Here is a 22,115-nt window from a genome sequence, read left to right on the forward strand (position 1 = left end):
GGGCCGGGCTTAGTGGAACAAAGTGAACAGGCCTTTGCCGCCCACTTTGTAGTTGAGGTTGCGGCAGCGCTCGCCCTTGATCGCCGCGTCCGGCCCGCTGACGATGGCGTAGGGCGGTACCGGCTTGGACACCACGGTCTGCCCGCCGACCACCGCGCCTTCGCCGATCTCGGCGCCAAACGACAGCAGGGCGCGGCTGGCGATCCAGGCGTAGTCATGGATGTAGATCGGCCCGCCTACCGCCCAGAATTCCGGCTCCTTGAGGTCGTGGCCACCGGCGATGATCAGCACATGGGAGGCGATGGTCACATGGTCGCCAATGATCAGCCCGCCCCGGGCGTCCAACTGGCAGTGCCAGGCCACGGTACTGTCCTGGCCGATGCGCAGGCTGTCGACACCCAGCACCTCGGTATTGCGCCACACCGTGGAGCCCTTGCCGATCTTCGCGCCGCCAAGGCGCAGCCAGAACAGGCGCAGGGTGTGGCTGGGGATCTTGCAGATGAGGATGTTGTAGATCTGCTCCCAGACCCGAAGCATGCGGTCGCGCAGGGTCGGCCAGTTGATTCCGTACATGGGAATCAGCGCCCCCTTGAGTTCGCGGCCCAGCAGTTTGTAGAAGCGCCGGGGCAGGGGCGGCTCGATCTTCGATTCGATGTTCAGGTAGCTGATGTAGGTCAGCACGTTGCCCTTGAGCGGTTGCTCGAACACGACATCGTTCTCCAGCATCCACTGATAGGCCGCCTCCAGTTCTGCAAGGCTCACCCCCATTTTCTGCGCATAGTCAGGCAAGGCCTGTTTCAGGTTCTGCGAGTGGAAGAGGCGATGTTTCATGGCTGGATTCCTGAGGGTGGGGAGTCTGGAGTAACCCTGGGCGCCGCAGCGCCGGCCTTGAGTCGCAGGCGTCTGGCTTCATGCAGGTTCAGGCCCAGCAGCAGCCAGAACAGGGCGATCAACACCTGGGTGAAGCTGAAGTAATGGTCGAACAGGCCGCTGATCAGTGCGGCGCTGAGGCCGGCGCCGCTGCCCAGCCAGAGGGCGTTGTCCCGATTCAACTGGATGGCCACCCCGGGAACCCGGGTTTCCCGCCACCAGCTCCAGATCACCGCGACGAACAGCAGCATGCCGGGCACGCCGATCTTGTAGATGTAGTTCAGCCACAGGTTGGAAATCCCCCACAGGCCGGTGCCGGGCACGGGTGGGTCGACCTTGAAGCCGATGCCGAAGGGGAACATCGCCATGGCGGCGGGGAAATGCGAGTACTCGTCGACCCGCACGCTGGTGCTGGCATCGTTGGAGGTGAACAGGGTCAGCAGGCGGTCCTGCAAGGGCGGATAGGACATCAGCAGCAAGGCCCCGAGAACGAAGCCACCCATCAGCATGCGCCCGGTGTAGGGCACCCGCTGGCGGGCCATCCAGATCAGCACGATCAGCAGGCTGAGCAGGGCTCCGCGAGAACCGGAGAGCAGCAGCCCGGCGGCCCCCAGCAAGGCCACCGCCAGGCCGAGGTTACGCTGCCAGCCGCTGCGGGTCAGGCCGAAACAGAAGGCCAGGGGCAGCAGCAGGGCCATGGCGCCGCCGGTGACGTTGGGGTGCATCCACGGCGAGCCCATGCGATTGGCCAGGGCGCTGAGGCTGTCGCCCAGTACCGCGATGCCGCCGTAGCCGAGCTTTTCGAGGATCGGGGTCATGGCCGTGGCGCTGCCGTTCTTCAGAAACACCGGGATCGACAGCAGCAGGAGCAGCAGGGTCCCCAGCAACAGGCCACAGACCAGTTGCTCCCGGGCCTTGGCTTGCTGCAACAGGCGCCGCACCAGAAACAGCGCCGAGAGGTTGAGCAACCAGCGGACCCAGTTCACCGGGCCATTGCCATCGGCGTTCACCGTCACCTGGCCGATGATGAAGGGCAGGGCACTGAAGGCCATCAGGGCCAGCAGCAGCTTCTCGGTACGCAGCAGCCTGGGCGGCCGGGGCAGGTTGGAGAACAGCCCCTGGGCCAGGATGCTGGCCCAGACCAACAGCAGCAGGGCTTCGGAGACGGTGGTGCGCAGGCCGATCTGCACCGTCGAATAGGGCAGGAAGGTCGCCAGTACCGCGAACAGCAGCAGCCCGCGCATGGGCTGGCGGACCACGGTCACCGCCGCTGCGATGCCGACCATCAGCACCAGCACCTTGAGCGCTGGCAGCAACCAGATCAGCACGCCGAAAACCAGGCCGAAGATCAGCGCCAGCGGCAGGGCGATGGGCATTACTTGAGCTCCTCGAGCAATTCATTGAAGCGCTGGCGATAGGCATCCTCGGCGTAGCCGGCCGCCCAGGCCTTGAGGGGGGTGGGGTCTTCCGGCGGGGCGCTGGCCAGTTGCACCATCAACTGGCTCAGCGCGGCGCTGTCGGTGGGCGAGAAGCGCGGGCTGCCCGCCGGGGTGATCTCGTCCAGGGCCGAGCCGCTGGCCACCGCCACCGGAGTGCCGACACTCAGGGCCTCGATCACCGGCAGGCCGAAGCCCTCGGCGTAGGAGGGCTGCCACAGGCGCTGGGCCTGGCGGTACACCCCATGCAACTGGCTGTCGCTGAGGTCGCTGAGAAAGTGCAGGCCATGCACGGCGCGCAGCTCGCTGGGCAGGTGTTCCGGTGCGCCGATCAGCACCAGTTCCGGTACATCCGGGGATTGCTGGCGTGCGGCCTGCCAGGCAGCGACGAACCAGGGAATGTTCTTGCGCGGCTCGCGGGTGCCCACCGCCAGCCAGTAGCGCTCGGGCAGTTGCAGGTCGCGGATGTCGGCGGGTTCGCCCTGGAAACCGGTAACCAGGTTGGGCAGCACCCGGACCTTGTCCCGGGCCTGGGGAAAGAGCTTCACCAGTTCGTCGGCGGTGTACTGCGAAGGTGTCCAGATGCGGTCCGCCTGCTTCACCGAGTGGCCGATGGAGAGCTTGTCGGTGAGGCCATAGACCCGCTCCTTGAGCCGCGAGCCATGGCTGTTGGTCAGGGTCAGTTGGAACAGGTCATGCAGTTGCAATACATAGCGCAGGTTCTTAGGTTTCCTGCCCAGGGGCAGGCCCATGTTGAAGTTGCAGATGTACAGCTCCACCTCGGCCTCACGCAGGGCCCCGGGCAGAAAACCGCCCTCGAAGCGCAGCCGGTTCGGCAGGCGATGCACCCCCTGCAGTGGTGCGCCCCACCTGGGGCAATGCACCCGGCGGCGCAGCGGATGGTCTTCCGGGGCGACGCCGAACAATTGCAGGCTGACCTGCGGATTGGCGCGCAGGGCGTCTTCCAGTGCCAGGTTCTGCCGGCCGATACCACTGTTGCTGTAGCCCGCGGCGGGGCGGTAATCCAGACCTATGCGCATACGGACACTTCTTCTTTGTCAGAGGGGAGTTGGTGATAGACCGCTTCCAGCTGGGCCGCGGCGGCGCTCCAGTCATGGTGGGCCAGCACGTAGTCGCGCCCGGCGGCGCCGATGCGTTGCAGGCGCTCGGGGTCGGCCAGGGCCTGGGCGAGAATCTGCGCCAGGGCCCCGGGGTCTTCGCTGCCCAGGTAATGCTGGCCGTTCTCTACCTGCAGCCCGGAGCTGCCCTGGGCCGTGGTGACTACCGGCAGGCCGGCGGCCATGGCCTCCAGGACCTTGAGCTTGGAACCGCCGCCCTGGCGCAGCGGGGCGAAGAACAGCGCCGAGCGCCGTTGCAGGTCCCGCAGGTCGGGGACAAAACCCTGCCACTCGATGCGCGGGTCGGTCCAGCGCTGGCGGAAACTGTCCGGCAGGGCGTAGCCGCAGATGGCGAAGTGCACCTCGGGGTTGATGGCCCACAGGCGCGGCAGTATCTCTTCCAGGGCCCATTGCACCGCATCCAGGTTGGGGCTGTATTCGTAGTTGCCGATAAACAGCAGGCGCTGGCTGCCAAGGTCCGGTTGCACTGCGGCGTAATGCCCGCAGTCCACGCCGTTGACCACCACCGCGGCCGGTTTGCCACTCAGCCGGGCCAGGGTCAGGGCGTCCTGTTCGGTCACCGCGATGACCCGGGCCGCCTGCTGGAACACCCGGCGTTCCCAGCGCCGGTAGCGCCATTGGTCGTAACGGGTAAAGGGTTTCGACCAAGCCGGCAGGCGGTCGTAGCTGGCGGCACCGAGGGCCGACTCGACGTTGTGTTCGGTGAGGATGAACGGGCGCTGCAATTGCTTGAGCGGCTGTTCGAAGGGCTGGAAGCTGTAGCTGTGCTCGATCTGGATCACGTCCCAGGGTTCCTCCAACAGCTCGCGAAAACGCTGTTGCAGCGGCGCGGCCAAACCGTTGACGTCGGCCAGCATGGGGTAGGGCGCGAACAGCACCGAGAACAGGGTCTTGAGGCTGCGCAACGGCCGCCGCGGCAGCACGATCAGGCGTTCCAGCCAGGGCTCCAGGGCCGCGCGGGTGGCGTCGTCCAACGGGGTTTTCGATTGCACCAGCAAGGTGATGCGGTGCCCGCGGGCGGCCAGGGCCCGCAGCAGGTGGTATTGCCGGGTCTTGCCGCCGCTGGTGGCGGGCCAGGGCAGGTAGGGCAGGGTCCAGAGGATTTTCATGCTCACCACACCAACAGTTGCAGGCTGGTTTTCAACGGCACGCTCAGGCCCGCTTGCCCGCTCAGCTCGGTGCGGGTGCCGGTCAGCGGATCATGCAGCGTGGCCGCGTTGAGCCCGGGAACCTGCAGGCTGGCGCCGCTGGCGCTCCAGAACATCCAGACGTGGGAGCCGTCGGGCCGGGTCCAGGCGATGCTGTACAAGTCGCTCGGGGCGTTGCTCAGGCCGGGGGGATCAGCCGGGGCCAGGCTCGGCCCGGTGGTGTCGAGAAAATACTTGAGGGCGTTGTAGACCGGCTTGGGTTCGCCGGCCAGGTCCACCAGCCCGTAGGACTGGTCGCGGTTGCTGGCGCGGGCATCCAGGTCGCTGAGGTTGAACAGGAAGATCCGCTGGTAGTCCATGGCCGCCATCAGGGCCAGGCGGCGCAGGGTGTAGTCGGCCTGGCCGTTGACGCCGATCATCGCCTGCATTTCCCGGGCTCCGCTGGTGTAGCTCGACCAGCCCCACTCGGTGGCCCAGACCTGTTGCACGCCCTGGCTGTGCAGCGCGTTGTTGAGGAAGTTGCCGCGTACGAGGAAATCCTGGGCCGCGGCATCGTCGCCTTCCGGGAGCTCGGAATAGGGGTGGTAGGCGGCAATCAGGTTTTCCGTGCCCAGGCCCTGTTGCAGCAGGTCTTCGAGCATCAGCCCCGGGGTGCTGCGCATCTGGCTGTAGTAGGCCATGCCCGCGGTCGCTACAGGCTTGTCGGGAATCGCCGCGCGAATGGCGCTGGTGGTGGTCGTGAGCAACTGGTCGTAGGCGTCGGGGTCTTCCTTGGGCAGCCAGACGATGTTGGGTTCGTTCCACACCTGCCAGGTGTTCACCTGGGGATAACGCTGGGCGAGCATTTTCATGCGCTGGGCGAAGACGTTGAAGTCCTTGGGCGGGTACTGGTCGGAAGGGGGTGAGCCGCTGGGCACGTTGGCGGCGAAGGGCGCCGAACCCACCATGTAGGCCAGGACCCGGTACTGGCGGCCCTGCATGGCGTTCATCGCGGCGTCCAGGGTGTCCAGCTGCAGGTCATTCTCGCTGGGTTCGATCATGGCCCAGTGAATGGCCAGGCGGACCCAGCTCAGGCCCAGGGCATCGAGCCGGTCCATTTGCTTCTGGTAGACGCCGGGGGTGAAGTACTGGAACTGCGCGTTGACCCCGAGAAAATCCTTCCACACCACCGCTCGCGGCGCGCGCAGGGTGGTATCCGCCAGGGCGTTCCAGGACAGGCAGGCGAGCACTAGCAGGGCAATCGCCGAGCTACGTCGCATAGGCATGGGCCGGGCCTCCACAGGCATCGCTGAACACCCGGGCAAAGCGCTCGGCGGTATGGCTCCAGACCCGCCGGGAGCCGATCACCGCGGCGTGCTCGGCCCAGCGCTCCACCCGTTCCGGGCTGGCGCACAAGTGGCTGAGTTCGGCGGCCAGGGCGGCGACGTTGCCCTGGGGAAAGATCACGCCGTTGTCCTGGGCCACCTCTTCGGCGAAGGAGCGGGCGTCGGAGGTGATGGCGCCGCGGCCGCAGGCCACCGCCCAGGACAAGGCGCCGCTGGTCCCCCGCAGCGTGCCCAGGAGCTTGAGCTTGCTCGACTCGCGGTAGGGCAGGACCATCACGTGGTGGGCCTGGATCACCTTAGGAATGTCCGTGGCCGGCAGGTCCAGTTGCCAGTCGATGCTGTCCTGCAGGTTCAGGCGCTGGATGTGCTGGCGCAACTGGTCGAGGTAGCTGCCGGCGCTGCCGAAGGCCATTTCCGGTTCACTGCCCCCGGCCAGGGTCAGGCGCATGCGCTCGCGCATTGCTGGTTGCTGGGCGAAGGCCATGGCCAGTGCATCCAGCAGATCCTCGATGCCCTTGCCGCGGTAGATGAAGCCGAAATACAGCAGCCTCAACGGGCTCAGCGGCGGCAGCGGCCGGGCGGGGATGGCCAGGTTGCCGTGGGGGATCACCACCATCTGCTCCGCACGCAACCCCATGCGCTGGCGCAGGCAGGCGCCGCCGGCGTGGGTCAGGGTGATCAGCCGGGTGAGGCTGCGGGCCAGCTGCTTTTCTTCGTGCAGGCACAAGGGGTCGGTCAGTACCGTGGCGATCTGTGGCAGCGGTGAGGGCAGCCGCGTGGCCAGGGACAGCGGCCAGGGCAGGCTGGCCCGGCGCCAGACCAGGCGTTCGGGGTCGTGCACCGTGGCGCTCAGCGGCAGGCTGGGGAAACGCTCGCGCAACGCCTTGAGGGCATGAAACTCCGCCAGCCGGCCACCGCCCAGCTCGGCGTGCACCAGGTCGATCCCCTGCCAGTCACTGTGCGCCACCCGCTCGATGGCGCGTTGCGGGTCGTTGCCCAGCCCGGCCAGGGGCGTGCTGACTTTCAGCCCCAGGCCTTCCAGCGCGGCGCGCAGGTGCGCGGCGTAGTCGGCAATGCCGTTCTGCTCGGGAGGCATGGGTGCCAGCAGGGCAATGTGCATCAGTGGGGGCTCCTGATCCGCGCCAGGAAGTTCAGCACGTTCTCCGGGATGCCGAAGCGCCGGCGGTTGATGATGATGCCGTCGACCCGCTTGAAGGCGGTGGTGAGAATCGACAGGGCGTTTTGCAGCACGGGCACCGTGGTGGTTTCGGCTTCGACGATCAGGGCGATCAGGTCGGCCTCGCGCAGGCTGACGAAGGCTTCCTGGTTGGAGAAGAAGCCCGAGGCTTCCAGCAGGACGATTTCGCCGGGCACCGCGTTGGGTGCGCCATTGACCCGCACCACGTGCCCGCGCTCCTGGAGCAGGTCGCGCAGGTGCGCGGTGACGAAGCTCACGCCTTCGCCGCGGCGTGCCGAGGTCAGGCCGATCGCCAGCCCCTGCAGCGCCACCTGCTTGAGGGGCAGGATGCCGTACAGGCGGTAGAGGCTGGCGGTGAAGGCGCTGTTGCGTTGCGGCAGGTGGCTGTCGAGGTCCTGCAGGCTGGTCCAGACCTTGACCCCGAAGCGCTCCTCGATCTGGTCGCCGTCATGGATGCGCTGGTCCAGCAGATAGAAGAAGTACAGCGCCAGCAGGCCCACCGCCAGGCTCAGGGGGATGGCGGCGAGCAGCATGCTCAGGCTCTTGGGAAAGACCCGGCTGGGTTTGAAGGTGGCTTCTTCGATCACCGCGATGTTGCTGATCTGGCTCTGGTCCAGCTCGCGGTCGATGCGGGCTTTCTCGGTGCTGTCGCTGTACAGCGCGAAGCTTTTCTCCGCCGCGCTCAGTTCCCGTTGCAGGCGTGCCAGTTCAGGTTCCACGGCCAGCGCCTGGCGCCGTTCCTGTTCGAGCTTGAGCAACTGGGTTTCCTGCTGGGCGGCCTGGGTCTGCAGGCGGCTGAGGCTGGCCTGCTGGTCGGCGAAGCTGTTCTGCAGGCGGGTATAGACCGGGTTCGGGGCCAGGTTTTCGCTGCGTTGCACAGTGCCGCTTTCCGATTTCAGCAAGGCTTGCAGGTTGGCGATTGCCGCATCCATGGCGCGGACCGGAGGGGCGCCTTCCTTGAAGGTGCGGAGCATTTCCTGACGCTCGATCTGCTTAGCGTTGATCCGCTGCTGCAGGTCCTGGCGGTCCGGGTTGAGGCTCATCTGGCGGCCGATGCTGATTTCTTTCTTCATGCTGTTGAGCTGCTTCTGGATGGTCTCCAGGCCGCTGCGAGTGGACGCCACTGCTCGGGTGGTATTGAGGTGTTCGCCCTTGAGGTTGTTGAGGTTGCGCGAGATATCGTTCAGGCGCTCCTCGATGCTCACCGCCCCCAGTTGGTTCAGGTAGTCGGCGATCTGCTTCTTGTAGCCGAGGATGCGCTGGTTGGTGGCGCCACTTTCGGTTTCATAGAAGGCGTACAGGCTTTTGCGCCCGAGGGTTTGCGCGCGTTCCTGCTGGTACTGCTCGATCCAGCTCTTGACCACTGTCTGGGCCACTTTGGGGTCGTTCCAGGTAAAGCTCACTTCCATCACCGAGGAGCCTGCGGCGTGGGTCACGCTGAAGCTTTTCAACATGCGTTCGGTCAGGCGTTCCACCGGGGTCTGCTTCTCCACCAGGCCCACCAGTTGCAGGGCCCCGCGCAGCAGGTCGACGATGCCTTCCACCGCGCCTTTCACTGCGTTCTTGAGGGTGGCCAGGGCACCACTTGGTTGGGGCTGGCGGGACAGGTCGTCGAGGTACTTTTCCGCCACTTTGCGGGCGATGGGCTCGCCGCCGAGGATGCGCTCCTCATCGATGATCGGATCACGCTGGGCGCTGGGAATCACCACAGCCTGGCGATCGGCGATCTCGATCGGCAGGGTGCTGGTGTCGCGTCCGGGCTTGACCAGCAGCAGGGCGGTGGATTCGAAGCGGTTGGGCAGCAAGAAAGCCCCCAGCAGGATGATGACGAAGGTCACCAGGACGGTGATCTTGACCTCGCGCTTGAAGATGAAGAACAACCGCAGCAGATCGCGAAAGGAACGGATATTGATCATGAGTGCTGTCCTTGGCGATCAGTTGGCCGACTGGCGATTGATTTCGTAACTCGCCCCGATGCCGATCGACTTGGTGAACGGAATCAACTGGTTGAGGTACACATCCACCCATTCAATGCCGTTGCCGACGCTGGACTTGGGCACGAACACCACGTCGCCGCGTTGCAGCAGCACCGGCGCGGCTCCGGCGTTGCCGGCGATCATGAATTTTCGGTAGTCGAAAAAGTAGGTCTTGTAGCGACCGTCCTCGCCCTCGCGCAGCAGGGCGATATTGCGGCTGTCGCCCACCGACAGCAGGCCGCCAGCGCCGACGATCGCCTGCTCCAGGGTGGTGGTCACGGTCACCGGCAGGGACGCCGGGTTGCGTACCGAGCCGCCGACGAACACGGTGTTGCCCGGTGCCTGGTTGATGTTCACGGTCAGTGCCGAGTCCTGGTAGATGTTCTTCAGCTTGTTTTCCAGGACCTGGGTCAGTTGCTGCGGAGTCAGCCCCGCGGCCTTGACCTGCCCGGCATAGGGATAGGCGAAGGTGCCATCGTTGAGCACGGTGAACAGCGTGAGTTCGTAGATCGAGTTGGCGGTGAAGGCCGAGATCGATGGCGCCTCACCAGTGTTGCGGACGATGCGCAGGGTGTCCCCCGGGCGAATCCGCTGGGGCGGCAACGGCTGGCCGGCCAGGGCATCACCGGCCCGATGGGCGGCCTCCAGGTCCTGGCTGGGCGGCAGTTCCACCTTTGCCGGAATGGAGCAGGCGCAGAGCATGAGAACACTGGAAATCAGCAGGAGTCTTTTCATCGAGCGGTCTTCCTGGCGTGCATAGTCACAACTCCCTGTCGGGCCAGATTGCTGCTTGGAGCGTCAGTTCAGGTCTTGGCGGCTTCGGCGGGAGCCCGCCCGTAAATGTCGTTGAAGCGCACAATGTCGTCTTCGCCGAGGTACTCCCCGCTCTGTACTTCGATCATCACCAGGTCGATCACCCCGGGATTGACCAGGCGGTGAGTGCGGCCGGGCTTGATGAAGGTCGACTCGTTGGTATTGAGCAGGAATTCGTCCTCGCCATTGGTGACCAGGGCCATGCCGCTGACCACGATCCAGTGTTCGCTGCGGTGGTGGTGCATCTGCAGCGACAGCGAGGCATTGGGCTTGACCATGATGCGTTTGATCTTGAAGCGCGGCCCTTCCTCGAGCACGGTGTAGGTGCCCCAGGGACGGGTCACGGTGCGGTGCAGCTTGTAGGCGTCGTGGCCCAGGCGCTTGAGTTCCTGGGCGATCAGCTTGACGTCCTGGCTGCGGTTGCCGTCGGCCACCAGCAGGGCGTCCGGAGTGTCGATGATGATCAGGTTGTTCAGCCCGACCCCGCCCACCAGGCGCTTGCGCGAGTCGATATAGCAGTTGCTGACATCGTGCAGCACGGTCTCGCCGTTGCACTGGTTGCCATGTTCGTCCGCCGGGGTCAGCTCGCGCACTGCCTGCCAGGAGCCGATGTCGCTCCAGCCCAGCTGGCAGGGCACCACGGCGACTTTCTTCGAGCGCTCCATCACCGCGTAGTCGATGGAGATGTCCGGGGCCTGGGCAAAGCTGTCGCCATCCAGCTCCACTTGCAGTTCGTGCTTGCCCTCCTTGCGGTGGCTCTGCTCCAGGCAGTGTTCGACGGCGCTGACCACCTCGGGCACGAACTCGCGCAGTTCCTGCAGGATCACGTCGGCACGCATGCAGAACATCCCGCCGTTCCACAGGTGCAGGCCGCCATCGACATAACGCTGGGCGGTGGCGGCGTCGGGTTTTTCGACGAAGCGGCTGACCTGGAAGCTGTCCTTGTTCAGGCCCTGGCCTTTCTCGATATAGCCAAAGCCGGTCTCGGCGTGGGTGGGCACCAGGCCGAAGGTCACCAGCCAGCCTTGCTCGGCCAATTGCCGGGCGCTGTCCACGGCGTTGGCGAAAGCCTGCACATCCTTGATCAGGTGGTCGGCGGGCAGCACCAGCAGCTGTGCATCATCGCCATACAGGCGGCTCACGTGCAGGGCGGCGGCAGCGATGGCCGGTGCGGTGTTGCGCCCGAACGGCTCAAGGATGAAGTCCAGCTCCACCCTGGCCTTGTTCAGCAGGCGATAGTCGTCGAGGGTGCGAAAGAACACCTCGCGGTTGGTCACCGTCAACAGGCGGCCGACGTCCTTGAGCGCGGTGGCGCGCACGAAGGTTTTCTGCAGCAGGCTTTCGCCGTCTGGCAGGCGCATGAAGGGCTTGGGCATCGCCTCGCGGGATACCGGCCACAGGCGGGTGCCGGCGCCGCCAGCAATGATGCAGGGAATGAGTGTGCTCATTCAGAAGGCCTCGCGGGTCATGATCACGGACGGAACAGTGCGGAAGAGGATGTACAGGTCGAACCAGACCGACCAGTTTTCAATGTATTCCAGGTCGAACTCGACACGTTTCTCGATTTTTTCCAGGGTATCGGTTTCGCCCCGATAGCCGTTGATCTGCGCCAGGCCGGTGATCCCCGGCTTGACCCGGTGGCGCGAGGTGTACTCCTTGACCGCTTCTTCGAAGAGAATGCCGGCGGCCTTGGTCGCGGTGGCATGGGGGCGCGGCCCGACCATGGACATGCTGCCGCCGAACACATTGAACAGCTGGGGTAGTTCATCGAGGCTGGTCTTGCGAATGAAGCGCCCGACCCGGGTGATGCGCGGGTCGCCCCGGGTGGTCTGCTTTTCGGCATGGGCGTCGGCCATGTGCTGGTGCATCGAGCGGAACTTGTAGACCTCGATCAGCCGGTTGTTGTAGCCGTAGCGCTTCTGCTTGAACAGCACCGGGCCGCTGGAGTCCAGCTTGATCGCCAGTGCCACCAGCAGCATCACCGGCGACAGCAGCACCAGGGCGATGCTCGACAGCACCATGTCTTCCAGGCGCTTGAAGAACGGCGACCAGCCCCGCAACGGCACTTCGGAGGCGTTGAACATCGGCAGGTTGGCGACTTCGGTGATGCGGTTGTGGGCGTGCCGGAAGGCCACCATGTCGGGCACCAGCAGCACGTTCACCGGCAGCCTTCGCAGCTCGCGGATGACATAGGCCATGCGGTTTTCCGCCGACCAGGGCAGCGCCACCAGGACCTGGGTAACCTTTTCCTCGCGGATCAGCCGTTCCAGGTCGCTGGAGTTGCCCAGCAGCGGCAGGTTGCACAGGGTCTTGGGCAGGCGGCCGATGCGGTCGTCGATGAAACCGGTCACTCCGGAGCGGATGTCCTGATGCTGGGCCAGGTATTCGGCCAGGCGCTGGCCGTTTTCCGTGGCGCCGAGAATCACCGCGTTCTGCAGGAACACGCCGCGCTGCATCAACTGCTGGAACAGGGTCAGCAGCACCAGGCGCTCGATGCCGAACAGCACGAAGCTGCCGGCAAACCAGCCGAACAGCTCGGGGTTGCCGATGGTGTTGAACATCTGCATCGAGTGATGCATGAACAGCAGCACGCAAAAGGACGAGGCCCAGGCGAAGAGGGTCAGCTGGAAGCGCAGCTGGTTGCTGAAGATGGATTCGGCGTACACCCCCAGGGCCTGGAAGATCAGCACGCTGATGAGGGCGAAGAACACCAGCAGGGTCAGGTCGCTTTTCAAGGCTTCCTGGCTGTTGTTGGACAGCAGGATCAGCAACAGCCCGGGAAGGATTGCAGTCAGCCCATGAACCACACGGATGCCGAACAGGAAGTACTCGACCATGCTGGGGCGAGTCAGTAACAGGCTGTCTACAGGTTGCAACCGCATAAGATCAATTCCCTCGACCTAAGGCACACCGGTTGACTGGAGAGATCGCGAGGAAGTTCGCAATGTTTGCGACTTCCCATCGTCTGGTCCCGGCACCGAAAAAAGCCACGTCCCTTCATCCCCAGGCGTGGTCGGCATTCAAGTGGGAAAACCGTGCCCTCTGCGTATTCAGGTGGGGCCCCCGGCGCCGGTCAAGGTGATGACCTGCACTTCCTCATCTAAACGACAGGGGTCAGTAAAGCTCATGAAACAACGACCCGCTAATTGAAAGCCGGACCGTGCCGGACGAATCCCTGCCTCCCTGCGGCTAAGCTGCCGGATTGCCGGGGGGCCATGGCCAGACTGCTTCCGGCAAAAAAATAAATTCCGACGACAGACTTTTTCGGCGGGCGGCAGGGTCAACATCCTTCATGGAATCCATAACCGGAGTCAGGGCTGATGAGTGAGCGCAAGGCATTGTTGATACTGCACGGCAAACAGGCCCTCAACGAGGAGGTGCGCGCGGCCGTCGAGGCCCGGCGCGCCGCCGGCTGGGACTTGCAGGTGCGCCTGACCTGGGAGGCGGGGGATGCCCAGCGCCTGGTGCAGGAGGCATTGGCTGCCGGCCATACCCGGCTGATTGCCGGCGGCGGCGACGGCACCCTGCGGGACATCGCCGAAGCCCTGGCCAATGCCGACGCCCCGGCCAGCCTGGTGCTGTTGCCGCTGGGCACGGCCAACGACTTTGCCCGGGCTGCCGGCGTGCCGCTGACCCCGGCGGCGGCCCTGGACCTGCTGGATGTGCCGGCGCGGGCGATCGACCTGGGGGAGGTCGGCGGGCAGATGTTCCTCAACATGGCCACGGGCGGCTTTGGCAGCCAGGTCACCGCCAACACCTCGGAGGATTTGAAGAAGGTCCTGGGGGGCGCGGCCTACCTGTTCACCGGTCTGTCACGTTTTGCCGAGCTGAGCGCGGCCTATGGCGAGTTGCAGGGGCCGGGTTTCCACTGGCATGGCGAACTTCTGGCCCTGGGCATCGGCAACGGCCGTCAAGCGGGCGGCGGGCACGAGTTGTGCCCGGGGGCCCTGGCCGATGACGGCTTGCTGGATATCAGCATCCTGCCGGCGCCCCAGGAACTGGTCGGCACGCTGAAGAACCTGCTGGCGGGCGGGTTGGGGATCGACAATCTGTTTGTCCGGGCACGCCTGCCCTGGGTCGAGATCAAGGCGTCCCGAGGCCTGGACATCAACCTCGACGGCGAGCCGCTGCAGGGCGATACCTTGCGTTTCACCGCCCGTCCTGGCGCGTTGCGGGTGCATCTGCCCGAGGATTCGCCGCTGCTGGGAGGCGCCCGCTGAGTCAGTCGTCGAGGCTGATGATGCGTTCGCGCACGGCGAACAGCACCAGCCCGGCAACGTCGAAGATCTGCAGGCGCTTCATGATCTGCGAGCGGTGGGTTTCCACGGTCTTGATGCTCAGGCCCAGGCCCAGGGCGATCTCCCGGGTGGATTTGCCGCGCACGATCAGCCGCAGGATTTCCAGCTGGCGGGCCGTCAGGTTGTGGTTCTGCTCCGGTGGCGGAGGTTGCTTCTGAGCCCGGGTCAGGGCCTGGTTGATCACCGTGTGGGCGATGGCCGGGCTCAGGTAGCGTTCATTGTTGCGCAGGGCCTGGAGGGCGTGCTCGAGTTCTGTGGCGGTGGTGTCCTTGAGCAGGTAGCCGTGGGCGCCGCATTCCAGGGCCTGCATGATCAGGGCCGGGTCGGTGTGCATCGACAGGATCAGCACCTTGCTCTGCGGGTGGAGCGCCTTGAGCCGGCGCAGGGCGTCGAGGCCGCCGGTGTGTTTCATCGACAGGTCCAGCAGGATGATGTCCGGATGCAGCCTTTCGACCATTTCCAGCAGGAACGAGCCGTCATCCGCTTCACCGATCACCGCGTATCCGGGAATGTCCATGACCAGGGCACGCACGCCAGCCCTGATGAGCGAGTGGTCATCCACCAAGAGTAAATTACAGGTCAATGTAAAACCTTATTCGTGCTGGCCCGCTCCAGAGTGCGAGGGGCCCAGGGAAAGAGTGCTTCGATCTGTGTGCCTTGGTCGGCCTCGCTGGTGACCTTCAACAGGCCGCCCAACTGACTGATTCGTTCCTGCATTCCGGCCATGCCGCGCTGGCCCTGGGCGCCCGGGTCGCTGGCCGGTGCGAAACCCTGGCCATCATCGCTGATGAACAGCGACAGGCCTTCGGGCAGTCGTTGCAGGCGTACCAGCAGGTTTTTCGCCTGGGCGTGGCGCAGGATGTTGGTTACTGCTTCCTGGGTGATGCGAAACGCTGCGACGGCCATTTCCTCGGGAATGCCCGCCAGGCGCTGGTGGCACTCCAGGCTCCAGTGCACCGAGGTGTTTTCCAGGGTCTTGAGCAGGTGGGCGCGCAGGCTGGCTTCCAGCCCGAGGCTGGCCAGTTGCCGCGGGTTGAGGATGGCGGAGACGTCCCGCACCTTGGCCAGGGTCTCTTCCAGGGTGGTGCCCAGCACCGCGCAATGTTCTTGCAGTTCGTCCGGCAGGCGGCGCTTGAGCCAGTCGGTCTGCAGCTTGGCGGCGGTCAGCAGTTGGCCGATGTCGTCATGCAGTTCACGGCTCAGACGGTGCCGTTCGTTTTCCTTGACCTCCAGCAGGCGTTCGGCGAGTTCCTGGGGCTGGAAGCGGATGGATTTGCGCGAATAACCGTATTGCATCCAGATGCAGGCCAGCGCCGCCACGTTGATGACCAGCAACCCCAGAGGCAGAGGCCGGCCCAGCCAGTAGACCAGCACACTGGCCAGGGTCGAGCAGGAGCACAGCAACAGGCTGAGCCAGCGCAGGTGATCACGGGAGGGGGGCCAAGAGAAGAATGACTTGAGGCTGGCGTACATAGCGGATGGAGCCAATGGATGTTCGCTGCGAAGAGCCCGGTCAAGTATGGATGACGAGGCTTGTTTGGGAAACGGTGCTCTTTGAATACCCGGTTTCAATCAACGCTGTCTGTTCGTGTTGTACAGGCTGAGTAGTAACTGCCGCCATTGGAATCAATGTGCCATTAACTGTGTCCGTTTATGCGCCGCATAATACCACCGAAGATACCGTCGGTCGCGTTTATACGCTCAGTCATATAGGACTTCAGAGTCAGGAACTGGAGGGTAGCGGTACGTCGGTACCATTGGCGCCACGTGCGCCCGAACATCGCGCAAAGTGTGCTGGGGAGCGGGTTTGCCCGCATGCACAGCGCGTTGAACAGCAAGTCCCGGTGACCTTGCTAGTTGGCTTTATGGAGTGATTGATGTCGCTCTTGGGTATGAATTAATCAATAACGACCGGGTGCTTGGCAGTTGGCCCGATATTTTGTCGATGTTGTGCAGTAGGGCGGTGATTGGCGAGAGTTTTATCCGCTGCCCCGCCGGATAAATACAACTTCAGTGGCTGCAAGATGGATATGTGCAGTTACAGTTTTGTCCCACTTGCTCTGTCAGTTCTTCGATCAGCATGACTTGTTCGCTGTCGTCCAGATTGAGCTGGCCGTTGCGTGGGTCGATCAGTTCCAGTTGCCAGGCCATCAGCGTCAGGCAGCTCTTCAAGGCGTCGAGGATCGGATCGTTGAGGTCCAGGGGATGGGGGGTGCGCTTGAGCACGCCATGAATATGCAGGGAGAATTCGGCCAGCGGGCTGACTGCGTGGCGGGCCGCGGCCTGGGCCAGGCTCAGCAGGCTGGCGAGCAGGCAGTTGATGGCTTCTTCATCGTTTCTGATCAGGTGCAGGTGGCTCAGGCAGTCTTCCGATCTGGCCAGCAGGGCCTGGGCTTCAAGCAGGAACTCGGGCAGCGGTGTGGCGCACTCGTGGCCGTCCTTTAGCATGCTTATCTCCATGACTGCGTGTCCGATGGCTTGATAGGGCGTTGGCTGAACGGTTTGCAAGTTGGACGCGATAGGTGCAGCTGGATTGACGTTATAGCTGAATGCTTGCCTGCGGTCGCAGCCTGCCGAGCGAGTCGAGTGGCCTCGAACCCGGTCCGTGCGCGCATGCCGGCCACAGCAAGGCGGCGCAAGCGCGCTGGGGCAGGATGAGCGAGGGTAGTGGGGCTTGAAAGGGGGCCAAGCCACCTTTCTGCGATCAAAAACAAAAGCCTGACTCCGTTCATGCAATGAGAATGGCGTCACATTAATGGCTATTGGATATCGCGAATATCAGGCTGGTCCTGATTGTTGATAGGGGATTCCCCTAGGCACGGGAACCTTGCACCGAAATAGAGGTCTGGCCGGCGCAGAGGGTGGTGCTGAATTGACCGCGCCAGTAAAGCATGATGTTAATGTGACATCAACGGCTTTGTGTGGCAATTTGCATGCGGGTCAAGATACGGCAGACCCGGCCGATATCTGTCTTTAGTGAATTCATCAGAACAAGCCCAGGAGTCATTAATGGCCGGCATTCTCGACACGGTAGATCAACGCACGCAACTGGTGGGTGAGAATCGCCTGGAAATCCTCATGTTCCGCCTGGCCGGCCGGCAACTGTTCGCGATCAACGTGTTCAAGGTCCAGGAAGTGCTGCAACTGCCGAAGCTGACGCTGATGCCTCAGCGCCATCCCTTTGTCTGTGGGGTGGTCAATCTGCGCGGGCAGACCCTGCCGGTCATCGATCTGTCCCAGGCCATTGGCATGCGCCCGCTGGTCCCGGGCCCCAACAGCACCATCATCGTTACCGAGTACAACCGCTCGGTGCAGGCGTTCCTGGTCGGTGGCGTGGACCGCATCGTCAACATGAACTGGGAAGCCATCATGCCGCCGCCCACCAGCGCCGGGCGCCAGCATTACCTGACCGCCATCAGCAAGGTCGATGACCAGTTGGTGGAAATCATCGACGTGGAAAAGGTCCTGGCGGAAATCGTGCCCTACAACGCCAAGGTTTCCCGGGACAAGCTGGAAGATCCGGTGTTGGAGCGTGCCCGTGGCCGCGAAGTGCTGCTAGTGGACGACTCCAACGTGGCCCTCTCGCAATTGCGCGACACCCTCGGCCAGCTCGGGGTCAAGATGCACATCGCCAGTGATGGCCTCAAGGCCCTGAACATGCTCAAGGCCTGGGCCGACACCGACGTGGTGATGACCGACAAGCTGCTGATGGTGTTCACCGATGCGGAAATGCCGGAAATGGACGGCTACCGCCTGACCACCGAGATCCGCAACGATCCGCGTTTGCGCGGGCTTTATGTGGTGCTGCACACGTCCTTGTCCGGCAGCTTCAACGAATCGATGGTGAAGAAGGTCGGTTGCGACAACTTCCTGTCCAAGTTCCAGCCGGACAAGCTGGTGGACGTGGTCCGCCAACGGCTGATGCTGGACGAAGCCGACGCCTGACACGGGCCTTGCGCCGGCGCTCCTTTGTTTCGGCTAAATGCTGGTATAGGGTGAGCGCTTTTGCCCATACAGGGAGCTGGACATGCGTCTTAGCGCGCTTTACCGATACCCGTTGAAATCCGCCAGGGGCGAGACCCTGCAACAGATCGGCCTGGACAAGCTCGGGCTGCAAGGGGATCGCCGCTGGATGCTGGTGGATGAGGCCAGCGGGCGTTTCCTGACCCAGCGCGCCGTAGCGCGGATGAGTCAGCTGTCGGCCTTGTGGAATGACCAGGGTGGCCTGACCCTGAGCGCCCCAGGCCACTCCACCCTTGAAGTAGCGCTGCCGGGTGCGGATGCACCGTTGCGCGGCGTGACCATCTGGCAGGACACCTTGCGGGTTCCCGATGCGGGGGACGAAGCCGCGGCCTGGGTCAGCGAATTCATCGGCAAGCCCAGCCGCCTGGTGCAGGTTCCTGCGCAGCGGGCACGGAGCACCGCCGCCGGTTATGGCAGGGACGATGACCAGGTGGCCTTCGCCGATGGTTTTCCCCTGCTGCTGATTGGCCAGGCCTCCCTGGATGACCTGGTCGCTCGCGTGGGCCGGCCCCTGGAGATGCTGCGGTTTCGACCGAACCTGGTGGTCGAGGGCAGTGCGGCCTTTGCCGAGGACGACTGGAAACGCGTGCGTATCGGCGATGTCGAGTTCCGTGTGGTCAAGCCATGCTCGCGCTGCATTCTCACCACCATCGATCCGCAGACCGGCGAGCGCAGTGCCGACCGCGAACCTCTGGCCACCTTGCAGAAGTACCGGGCCCAGGCCGATGGGGCGATGTTCGGCCAGAACCTGGTCAATGATGGCAACGGTCGCTTGCAGGTAGGGATGGCGGTGACGGTCATCGAATAACCGGTGCCACCTCGAAAAATGCCCGTCTCCTGGGAGACGGGCATTTTTTATTCCGGGGTAACGCCGCGATGCTCGATCAGCCGCGGTATTCGCACAGGTAGGCGGTGTCCACTGCGACTTTGAGCTGGAACTTGCTGTTGGCCGGAACGTTGAACTGGCTACCGGCCGGGAAGGTTTCCCAGTCTGCGCTGTCTGGCAGGCGCACGGTAAGGGCGCCGGAGACCACGTGCATGATTTCCCGTTGTGCGGTGCCGAACTCGTATTCGCCCGGGGCCATGACGCCAATGGTGGCTGGGCCTTCGGCCGTGCCGAAGGCAATCGACTTGACGGTGCCGTCGAAGTACTCGTTGACTTTAAACATGGGCGATTCCTCAAGAAAGGGTCAAAAAGGGCGGCCAGTATGCACAAGGCCTTCAGGGCCGTCACCTGCCGCCGTCAAGGAAGAATCAGCGGTAATAAGCGTGCTGTATTGCGCGCATCTTCCAGGGCTCGATGCTGCTGGCCGGTAAACTGCATGCCGGCCAGTTGCAGGGCTGCATTGAGCCCCAGGGGCCGCTCCAGGCGCCGGGCCTTGGCGAAGCGCTGCTTGAGGTTCATGTGCGGCACCTCATTGAGCAGGCTGTGCAGCTGTTGGTTGTGCCATTCCAGCTGCAACTGCTTGCGGTCGTAGTCGCCCCAGCTGGCCCAGCCATCCAGGCGCGGCTGATGCTGGCCGAGCCAGCGCTCGAACAGGCCCCAGACCTCGCTCAGGGGCGCGGCGCTGTCGATATTGGCCTGGGTGATGTGGGTCAGTTCGCGGCAGAACGGCGTCAGCATGGGGCGCCGCAAGGGGCGGACGAAACGCTGGAAGTGGTCCTGTTCCCGGCCCTGACGGTTGACCAGGGTGGCGCCGATCTCAATGATTTCCATCTCGCTCACCGGCCAGCCCCCTTCATCCGTCGTGGCTTCCAGATCTATTACCAGCCAGTGGGGCATCACGAATTCCAGCCTTGAAACATCCTGAAGAGGCTTGAGCGTAGCCAAAGCCGAGGCATCCGCCTAGGGGGACGGCTGCTTGAGCGCATCGAGGGGGCATCGTCCCGACCGATGCCCCGTCTGCCTGGATCTGCTGGAAGGTGCCCGGGCTACTCCACCTCCACCAGTACCTGGCGGTTTTTCACCTGGTCCCCGAGGTTGACCTGGACCCGGGTGATCACTCCGTCGATCCCGGCCTTGAGCGGGTGCTCCATCTTCATCGCCTCCAGCACCAGCAGCAATTGGCCCTTGCTTACGTGCATGCCCTCACTGACCAGTACATCGACGATCGCCCCGTCCATGGGCGCCTTGAGCGTACCGCTGGAGGCAGTGTTCTGGCCCTGGGCCGGGGCATGGGTACGATCCACCAGGTGCAGGCTGCCCTTGGCGTTGCTCAGCCACAGCTCCCCGCCCTCCAGCCGATAGGCGCACGGGCGGCGAATGCCGTTGATCTCCAGGCTGGCCCGCCGGCCATCGGCGCTGCGCACCTTGAGCTCCAGCAGCCCATCGCCCTGGCGCACCTGCACAGCGCCCGAGGGCAGTGCGTTCAGGTGCAGCGACCATTGTCGGTCCTGCACCCCGAGCCGGTAGTCCAGGGGCACCCCGGCGTTGTTGCTCCAGGCATTGAGCGCCGGGCCATGGGCGCTGGCGCTGTGGTGGTGGAACAGCGCAGCGGCGATGGCCAGTTCCTCGGCAGTGGGCTCCTGGGGTTGCAGGCTCGGGTCCTGGGCAAAATGCTCGGCAATGAAGGCGGTGCTGAAGTGGCCGCTGGCGAACACCTGGTGGCGCAGCAGGTTGGCCAGCAGCCGGCGGTTGCTTTCCAGCCCCAGCAGCACGCAATCCTCGACGCCACGCAGCAGCTTGCGCCGCGCCTCTTCGCGGGTAGCACCGTGGGCGATCAGCTTGCCCAGCATCGGGTCGTAGAACGGGCTGATCCATTGGCCTTCCTGCAAGCCATGGTCGGTGCGGATCCCTGGTGCCGGCTCCCAGCGCAGGATCTGGCCGGTCTGCGGCAGGAAGTTCTGTGCCGGGTCCTCGGCATACAGCCGCACTTCAATGGCGTGGCCGTCGAGGCGCACCTGCTCCTGGCCCAGGGGCAGCGGCTCGCCGGCCGCCACTTGCAGTTGCAGGGCCACCAGGTCCAGGCCCGTTACCAGTTCGGTGACCGGGTGCTCCACCTGCAGCCGGGTATTCATTTCCAGGAAATAGAACTGCCCGCTCGCATCCAGGAGGAATTCCACGGTACCGGCGCCCACATAGTTCACCGCCCGCCCGGCCTTGAGCGCTGCCTCGCCCATGGCCTGGCGCAGCTCCGGGGTCATGACCGGGCAGGGCGCCTCTTCGATGACCTTCTGATGGCGGCGCTGGATCGAGCAATCCCGCTCACCCAGGTAGATCAACTGGCCATGCTCGTCGCCGAACAGCTGCACCTCCACGTGCCGCGGCTCGATCAGCGCCTGCTCCAGGATCAGTTCGTCGCTGCCGAAGGCGTGCAGGGCTTCGGAGCGGGCCGTGCGGATCTGCTCCAGCAACTGGCCGGCTTGGTGTACCAGGCGCATGCCACGCCCGCCACCGCCGGCGCTGGCCTTGATCATCAGCGGATAGCCGATGCGCTGGGCTTCGCGCTGCAAGGTGGCGTCGTCCTGTTCCGCCCCCTGATAGCCCTGGATGCACGGCACGCCGGCTTCGAGCATGGCGATCTTCGAGCGACGCTTGCTGCCCATCAGCTCGATGGCGGCAGCGCTGGGGCCGATGAACACCAGGCCGGCGCTTTCACAGGCGGCGGCGAACTCGGCATTTTCCGAAAGAAAGCCGTAGCCCGGGTGAATGGCGTCGGCACCGGTGCGCCGTGCCGCTTCCAGCAGCGCGGCGCCGTCGAGGTAGGACTGCTGTATCGCGGACGGGCCGATATGCACCGCTTCGTCAGCCAGTTGCACATGCAGGGCCTCGGCATCGGCATCGCTGAACACGGCCACGGTGCGATAGCCCAGGGCCTGGGCGGTACGCTGGATGCGGCAGGCGATTTCGCCACGGTTGGCGATCAGGATCTTGTTGAAATTGGGCATA

General features: G+C 64.4%; 19 protein-coding genes. 3 read left to right on the forward strand and 16 right to left on the reverse strand.

Annotation, left to right across the window (positions count from 1 at the left end; genetic code table 11):
- Positions 1-9: 9 nt before the first annotated feature.
- The 10 genes from M2395_RS22675 to M2395_RS22720 form a co-directional block, all read right to left on the reverse strand.
- Positions 10-831, reverse strand: a complete 822-nt coding sequence (locus M2395_RS22675) for an acyltransferase (protein WP_015636510.1) — start codon at positions 829-831, stop codon at positions 10-12.
- Positions 828-2,246, reverse strand: coding sequence for an O-antigen ligase (locus M2395_RS22680; protein ID WP_015636509.1), 1,419 nt, complete (start codon positions 2,244-2,246; stop codon positions 828-830). The genes M2395_RS22675 and M2395_RS22680 overlap by 4 nt, the downstream gene beginning before the upstream one ends.
- Complete coding sequence (locus M2395_RS22685) at positions 2,246-3,346, reverse strand: glycosyltransferase family 1 protein (RefSeq protein ID WP_123431283.1); 1,101 nt, start codon at positions 3,344-3,346, stop codon at positions 2,246-2,248. Before M2395_RS22685 ends, M2395_RS22680 begins: the two co-directional genes overlap by 1 nt.
- Positions 3,337-4,554 (reverse strand): glycosyltransferase family 4 protein, encoded by a 1,218-nt coding sequence (locus M2395_RS22690; protein ID WP_015636507.1) that lies wholly within the window; start codon positions 4,552-4,554, stop codon positions 3,337-3,339. The genes M2395_RS22685 and M2395_RS22690 overlap by 10 nt, the downstream gene beginning before the upstream one ends.
- A gap of 2 nt (positions 4,555-4,556) precedes the next feature.
- Positions 4,557-5,852: a cellulase family glycosylhydrolase gene (locus M2395_RS22695; protein WP_065365491.1), complete on the reverse strand. Its 1,296-nt coding sequence runs from the start codon at positions 5,850-5,852 to the stop codon at positions 4,557-4,559.
- Positions 5,842-7,038, reverse strand: coding sequence for a glycosyltransferase (locus tag M2395_RS22700; protein ID WP_011062487.1), 1,197 nt, complete (start codon positions 7,036-7,038; stop codon positions 5,842-5,844). The genes M2395_RS22695 and M2395_RS22700 overlap by 11 nt, the downstream gene beginning before the upstream one ends.
- Positions 7,038-9,032: a lipopolysaccharide biosynthesis protein gene (locus tag M2395_RS22705; RefSeq protein ID WP_123431282.1), complete on the reverse strand. Its 1,995-nt coding sequence runs from the start codon at positions 9,030-9,032 to the stop codon at positions 7,038-7,040. Before M2395_RS22705 ends, M2395_RS22700 begins: the two co-directional genes overlap by 1 nt.
- An 18-nt stretch (positions 9,033-9,050) precedes the next feature.
- Positions 9,051-9,827 carry a polysaccharide biosynthesis/export family protein gene (locus tag M2395_RS22710; protein WP_011062485.1) on the reverse strand — a complete coding sequence of 259 codons (777 nt, stop codon included), beginning with the start codon at positions 9,825-9,827 and terminating at the stop codon, positions 9,051-9,053.
- 68 nt (positions 9,828-9,895) lie between these two features.
- Positions 9,896-11,353 carry a mannose-1-phosphate guanylyltransferase/mannose-6-phosphate isomerase gene (locus M2395_RS22715; protein ID WP_011062484.1) on the reverse strand — a complete coding sequence of 486 codons (1,458 nt, stop codon included), beginning with the start codon at positions 11,351-11,353 and terminating at the stop codon, positions 9,896-9,898.
- Positions 11,354-12,787, reverse strand: a complete 1,434-nt coding sequence (locus M2395_RS22720) for an undecaprenyl-phosphate glucose phosphotransferase (protein ID WP_011062483.1) — start codon at positions 12,785-12,787, stop codon at positions 11,354-11,356.
- A 438-nt stretch (positions 12,788-13,225) separates the two neighbouring features.
- On the opposite strand from M2395_RS22720, the gene yegS reads away from it, so the two are divergent.
- On the forward strand, positions 13,226-14,125 hold the full coding sequence (gene yegS / locus M2395_RS22725; RefSeq protein ID WP_011062482.1) for a lipid kinase YegS: 900 nt from the start codon (positions 13,226-13,228) through the stop codon (positions 14,123-14,125).
- A 1-nt stretch (position 14,126) separates the two neighbouring features.
- Here yegS and M2395_RS22730 read toward each other — a convergent pair whose 3' ends face one another.
- From M2395_RS22730 to M2395_RS22740, 3 genes are all read right to left on the reverse strand, one after another.
- Positions 14,127-14,786, reverse strand: a complete 660-nt coding sequence (locus M2395_RS22730) for a response regulator transcription factor (protein ID WP_011062481.1) — start codon at positions 14,784-14,786, stop codon at positions 14,127-14,129.
- Complete coding sequence (locus M2395_RS22735) at positions 14,783-15,676, reverse strand: sensor histidine kinase (protein ID WP_011062480.1); 894 nt, start codon at positions 15,674-15,676, stop codon at positions 14,783-14,785. The genes M2395_RS22730 and M2395_RS22735 overlap by 4 nt, the downstream gene beginning before the upstream one ends.
- A 537-nt stretch (positions 15,677-16,213) precedes the next feature.
- Positions 16,214-16,651 carry a hypothetical protein gene (locus tag M2395_RS22740; RefSeq protein ID WP_015636500.1) on the reverse strand — a complete coding sequence of 146 codons (438 nt, stop codon included), beginning with the start codon at positions 16,649-16,651 and terminating at the stop codon, positions 16,214-16,216.
- A gap of 561 nt (positions 16,652-17,212) precedes the next feature.
- Here M2395_RS22740 and M2395_RS22745 point away from each other — a divergent pair.
- Positions 17,213-18,148: a chemotaxis protein CheV gene (locus M2395_RS22745; protein WP_011062478.1), complete on the forward strand. Its 936-nt coding sequence runs from the start codon at positions 17,213-17,215 to the stop codon at positions 18,146-18,148.
- A gap of 82 nt (positions 18,149-18,230) precedes the next feature.
- Entirely contained in the window at positions 18,231-19,034 is an 804-nt protein-coding gene (locus tag M2395_RS22750; RefSeq protein WP_011062477.1) for an MOSC domain-containing protein, read from the forward strand.
- Between the two features lie 76 nt (positions 19,035-19,110).
- Here the strand turns inward: M2395_RS22750 and M2395_RS22755 are convergent, their stop codons facing one another.
- The 3 genes from M2395_RS22755 to M2395_RS22765 form a co-directional block, all read right to left on the reverse strand.
- Positions 19,111-19,395 carry a pyrimidine/purine nucleoside phosphorylase gene (locus M2395_RS22755; RefSeq protein WP_011062476.1) on the reverse strand — a complete coding sequence of 95 codons (285 nt, stop codon included), beginning with the start codon at positions 19,393-19,395 and terminating at the stop codon, positions 19,111-19,113.
- A gap of 74 nt (positions 19,396-19,469) precedes the next feature.
- Positions 19,470-20,009, reverse strand: a complete 540-nt coding sequence (locus M2395_RS22760; protein ID WP_015636499.1) for an exonuclease domain-containing protein — start codon at positions 20,007-20,009, stop codon at positions 19,470-19,472.
- A gap of 149 nt (positions 20,010-20,158) precedes the next feature.
- On the reverse strand, positions 20,159-22,114 hold the full coding sequence (locus M2395_RS22765) for an acetyl/propionyl/methylcrotonyl-CoA carboxylase subunit alpha (RefSeq protein WP_123431281.1): 1,956 nt from the start codon (positions 22,112-22,114) through the stop codon (positions 20,159-20,161).
- Position 22,115: the final 1 nt, after the last annotated feature.

This window comes from Pseudomonas sp. BIGb0176 (assembly GCF_024810175.1).
Lineage (GTDB): Bacteria > Pseudomonadota > Gammaproteobacteria > Pseudomonadales > Pseudomonadaceae > Aquipseudomonas > Aquipseudomonas protegens.

Coding starts and splice junctions, on each gene's coding strand:
- M2395_RS22675 (WP_015636510.1), bottom strand. CDS start 831: ATGAAACATCGCCTCTTCCACTCGCAGAACCTGAAACAGGCCTTGCCT.
- M2395_RS22680 (WP_015636509.1), bottom strand. CDS start 2,246: ATGCCCATCGCCCTGCCGCTGGCGCTGATCTTCGGCCTGGTTTTCGGC.
- M2395_RS22685 (WP_123431283.1), bottom strand. CDS start 3,346: ATGCGCATAGGTCTGGATTACCGCCCCGCCGCGGGCTACAGCAACAGT.
- M2395_RS22690 (WP_015636507.1), bottom strand. CDS start 4,554: ATGAAAATCCTCTGGACCCTGCCCTACCTGCCCTGGCCCGCCACCAGC.
- M2395_RS22695 (WP_065365491.1), bottom strand. CDS start 5,852: ATGCGACGTAGCTCGGCGATTGCCCTGCTAGTGCTCGCCTGCCTGTCC.
- M2395_RS22700 (WP_011062487.1), bottom strand. CDS start 7,038: ATGCACATTGCCCTGCTGGCACCCATGCCTCCCGAGCAGAACGGCATT.
- M2395_RS22705 (WP_123431282.1), bottom strand. CDS start 9,032: ATGATCAATATCCGTTCCTTTCGCGATCTGCTGCGGTTGTTCTTCATC.
- M2395_RS22710 (WP_011062485.1), bottom strand. CDS start 9,827: ATGAAAAGACTCCTGCTGATTTCCAGTGTTCTCATGCTCTGCGCCTGC.
- M2395_RS22715 (WP_011062484.1), bottom strand. CDS start 11,353: ATGAGCACACTCATTCCCTGCATCATTGCTGGCGGCGCCGGCACCCGC.
- M2395_RS22720 (WP_011062483.1), bottom strand. CDS start 12,787: ATGCGGTTGCAACCTGTAGACAGCCTGTTACTGACTCGCCCCAGCATG.
- yegS (WP_011062482.1), top strand. CDS start 13,226: ATGAGTGAGCGCAAGGCATTGTTGATACTGCACGGCAAACAGGCCCTC.
- M2395_RS22735 (WP_011062480.1), bottom strand. CDS start 15,676: ATGTACGCCAGCCTCAAGTCATTCTTCTCTTGGCCCCCCTCCCGTGAT.
- M2395_RS22740 (WP_015636500.1), bottom strand. CDS start 16,651: ATGCTAAAGGACGGCCACGAGTGCGCCACACCGCTGCCCGAGTTCCTG.
- M2395_RS22745 (WP_011062478.1), top strand. CDS start 17,213: ATGGCCGGCATTCTCGACACGGTAGATCAACGCACGCAACTGGTGGGT.
- M2395_RS22750 (WP_011062477.1), top strand. CDS start 18,231: ATGCGTCTTAGCGCGCTTTACCGATACCCGTTGAAATCCGCCAGGGGC.
- M2395_RS22755 (WP_011062476.1), bottom strand. CDS start 19,395: ATGTTTAAAGTCAACGAGTACTTCGACGGCACCGTCAAGTCGATTGCC.
- M2395_RS22760 (WP_015636499.1), bottom strand. CDS start 20,009: ATGCCCCACTGGCTGGTAATAGATCTGGAAGCCACGACGGATGAAGGG.
- M2395_RS22765 (WP_123431281.1), bottom strand. CDS start 22,114: ATGCCCAATTTCAACAAGATCCTGATCGCCAACCGTGGCGAAATCGCC.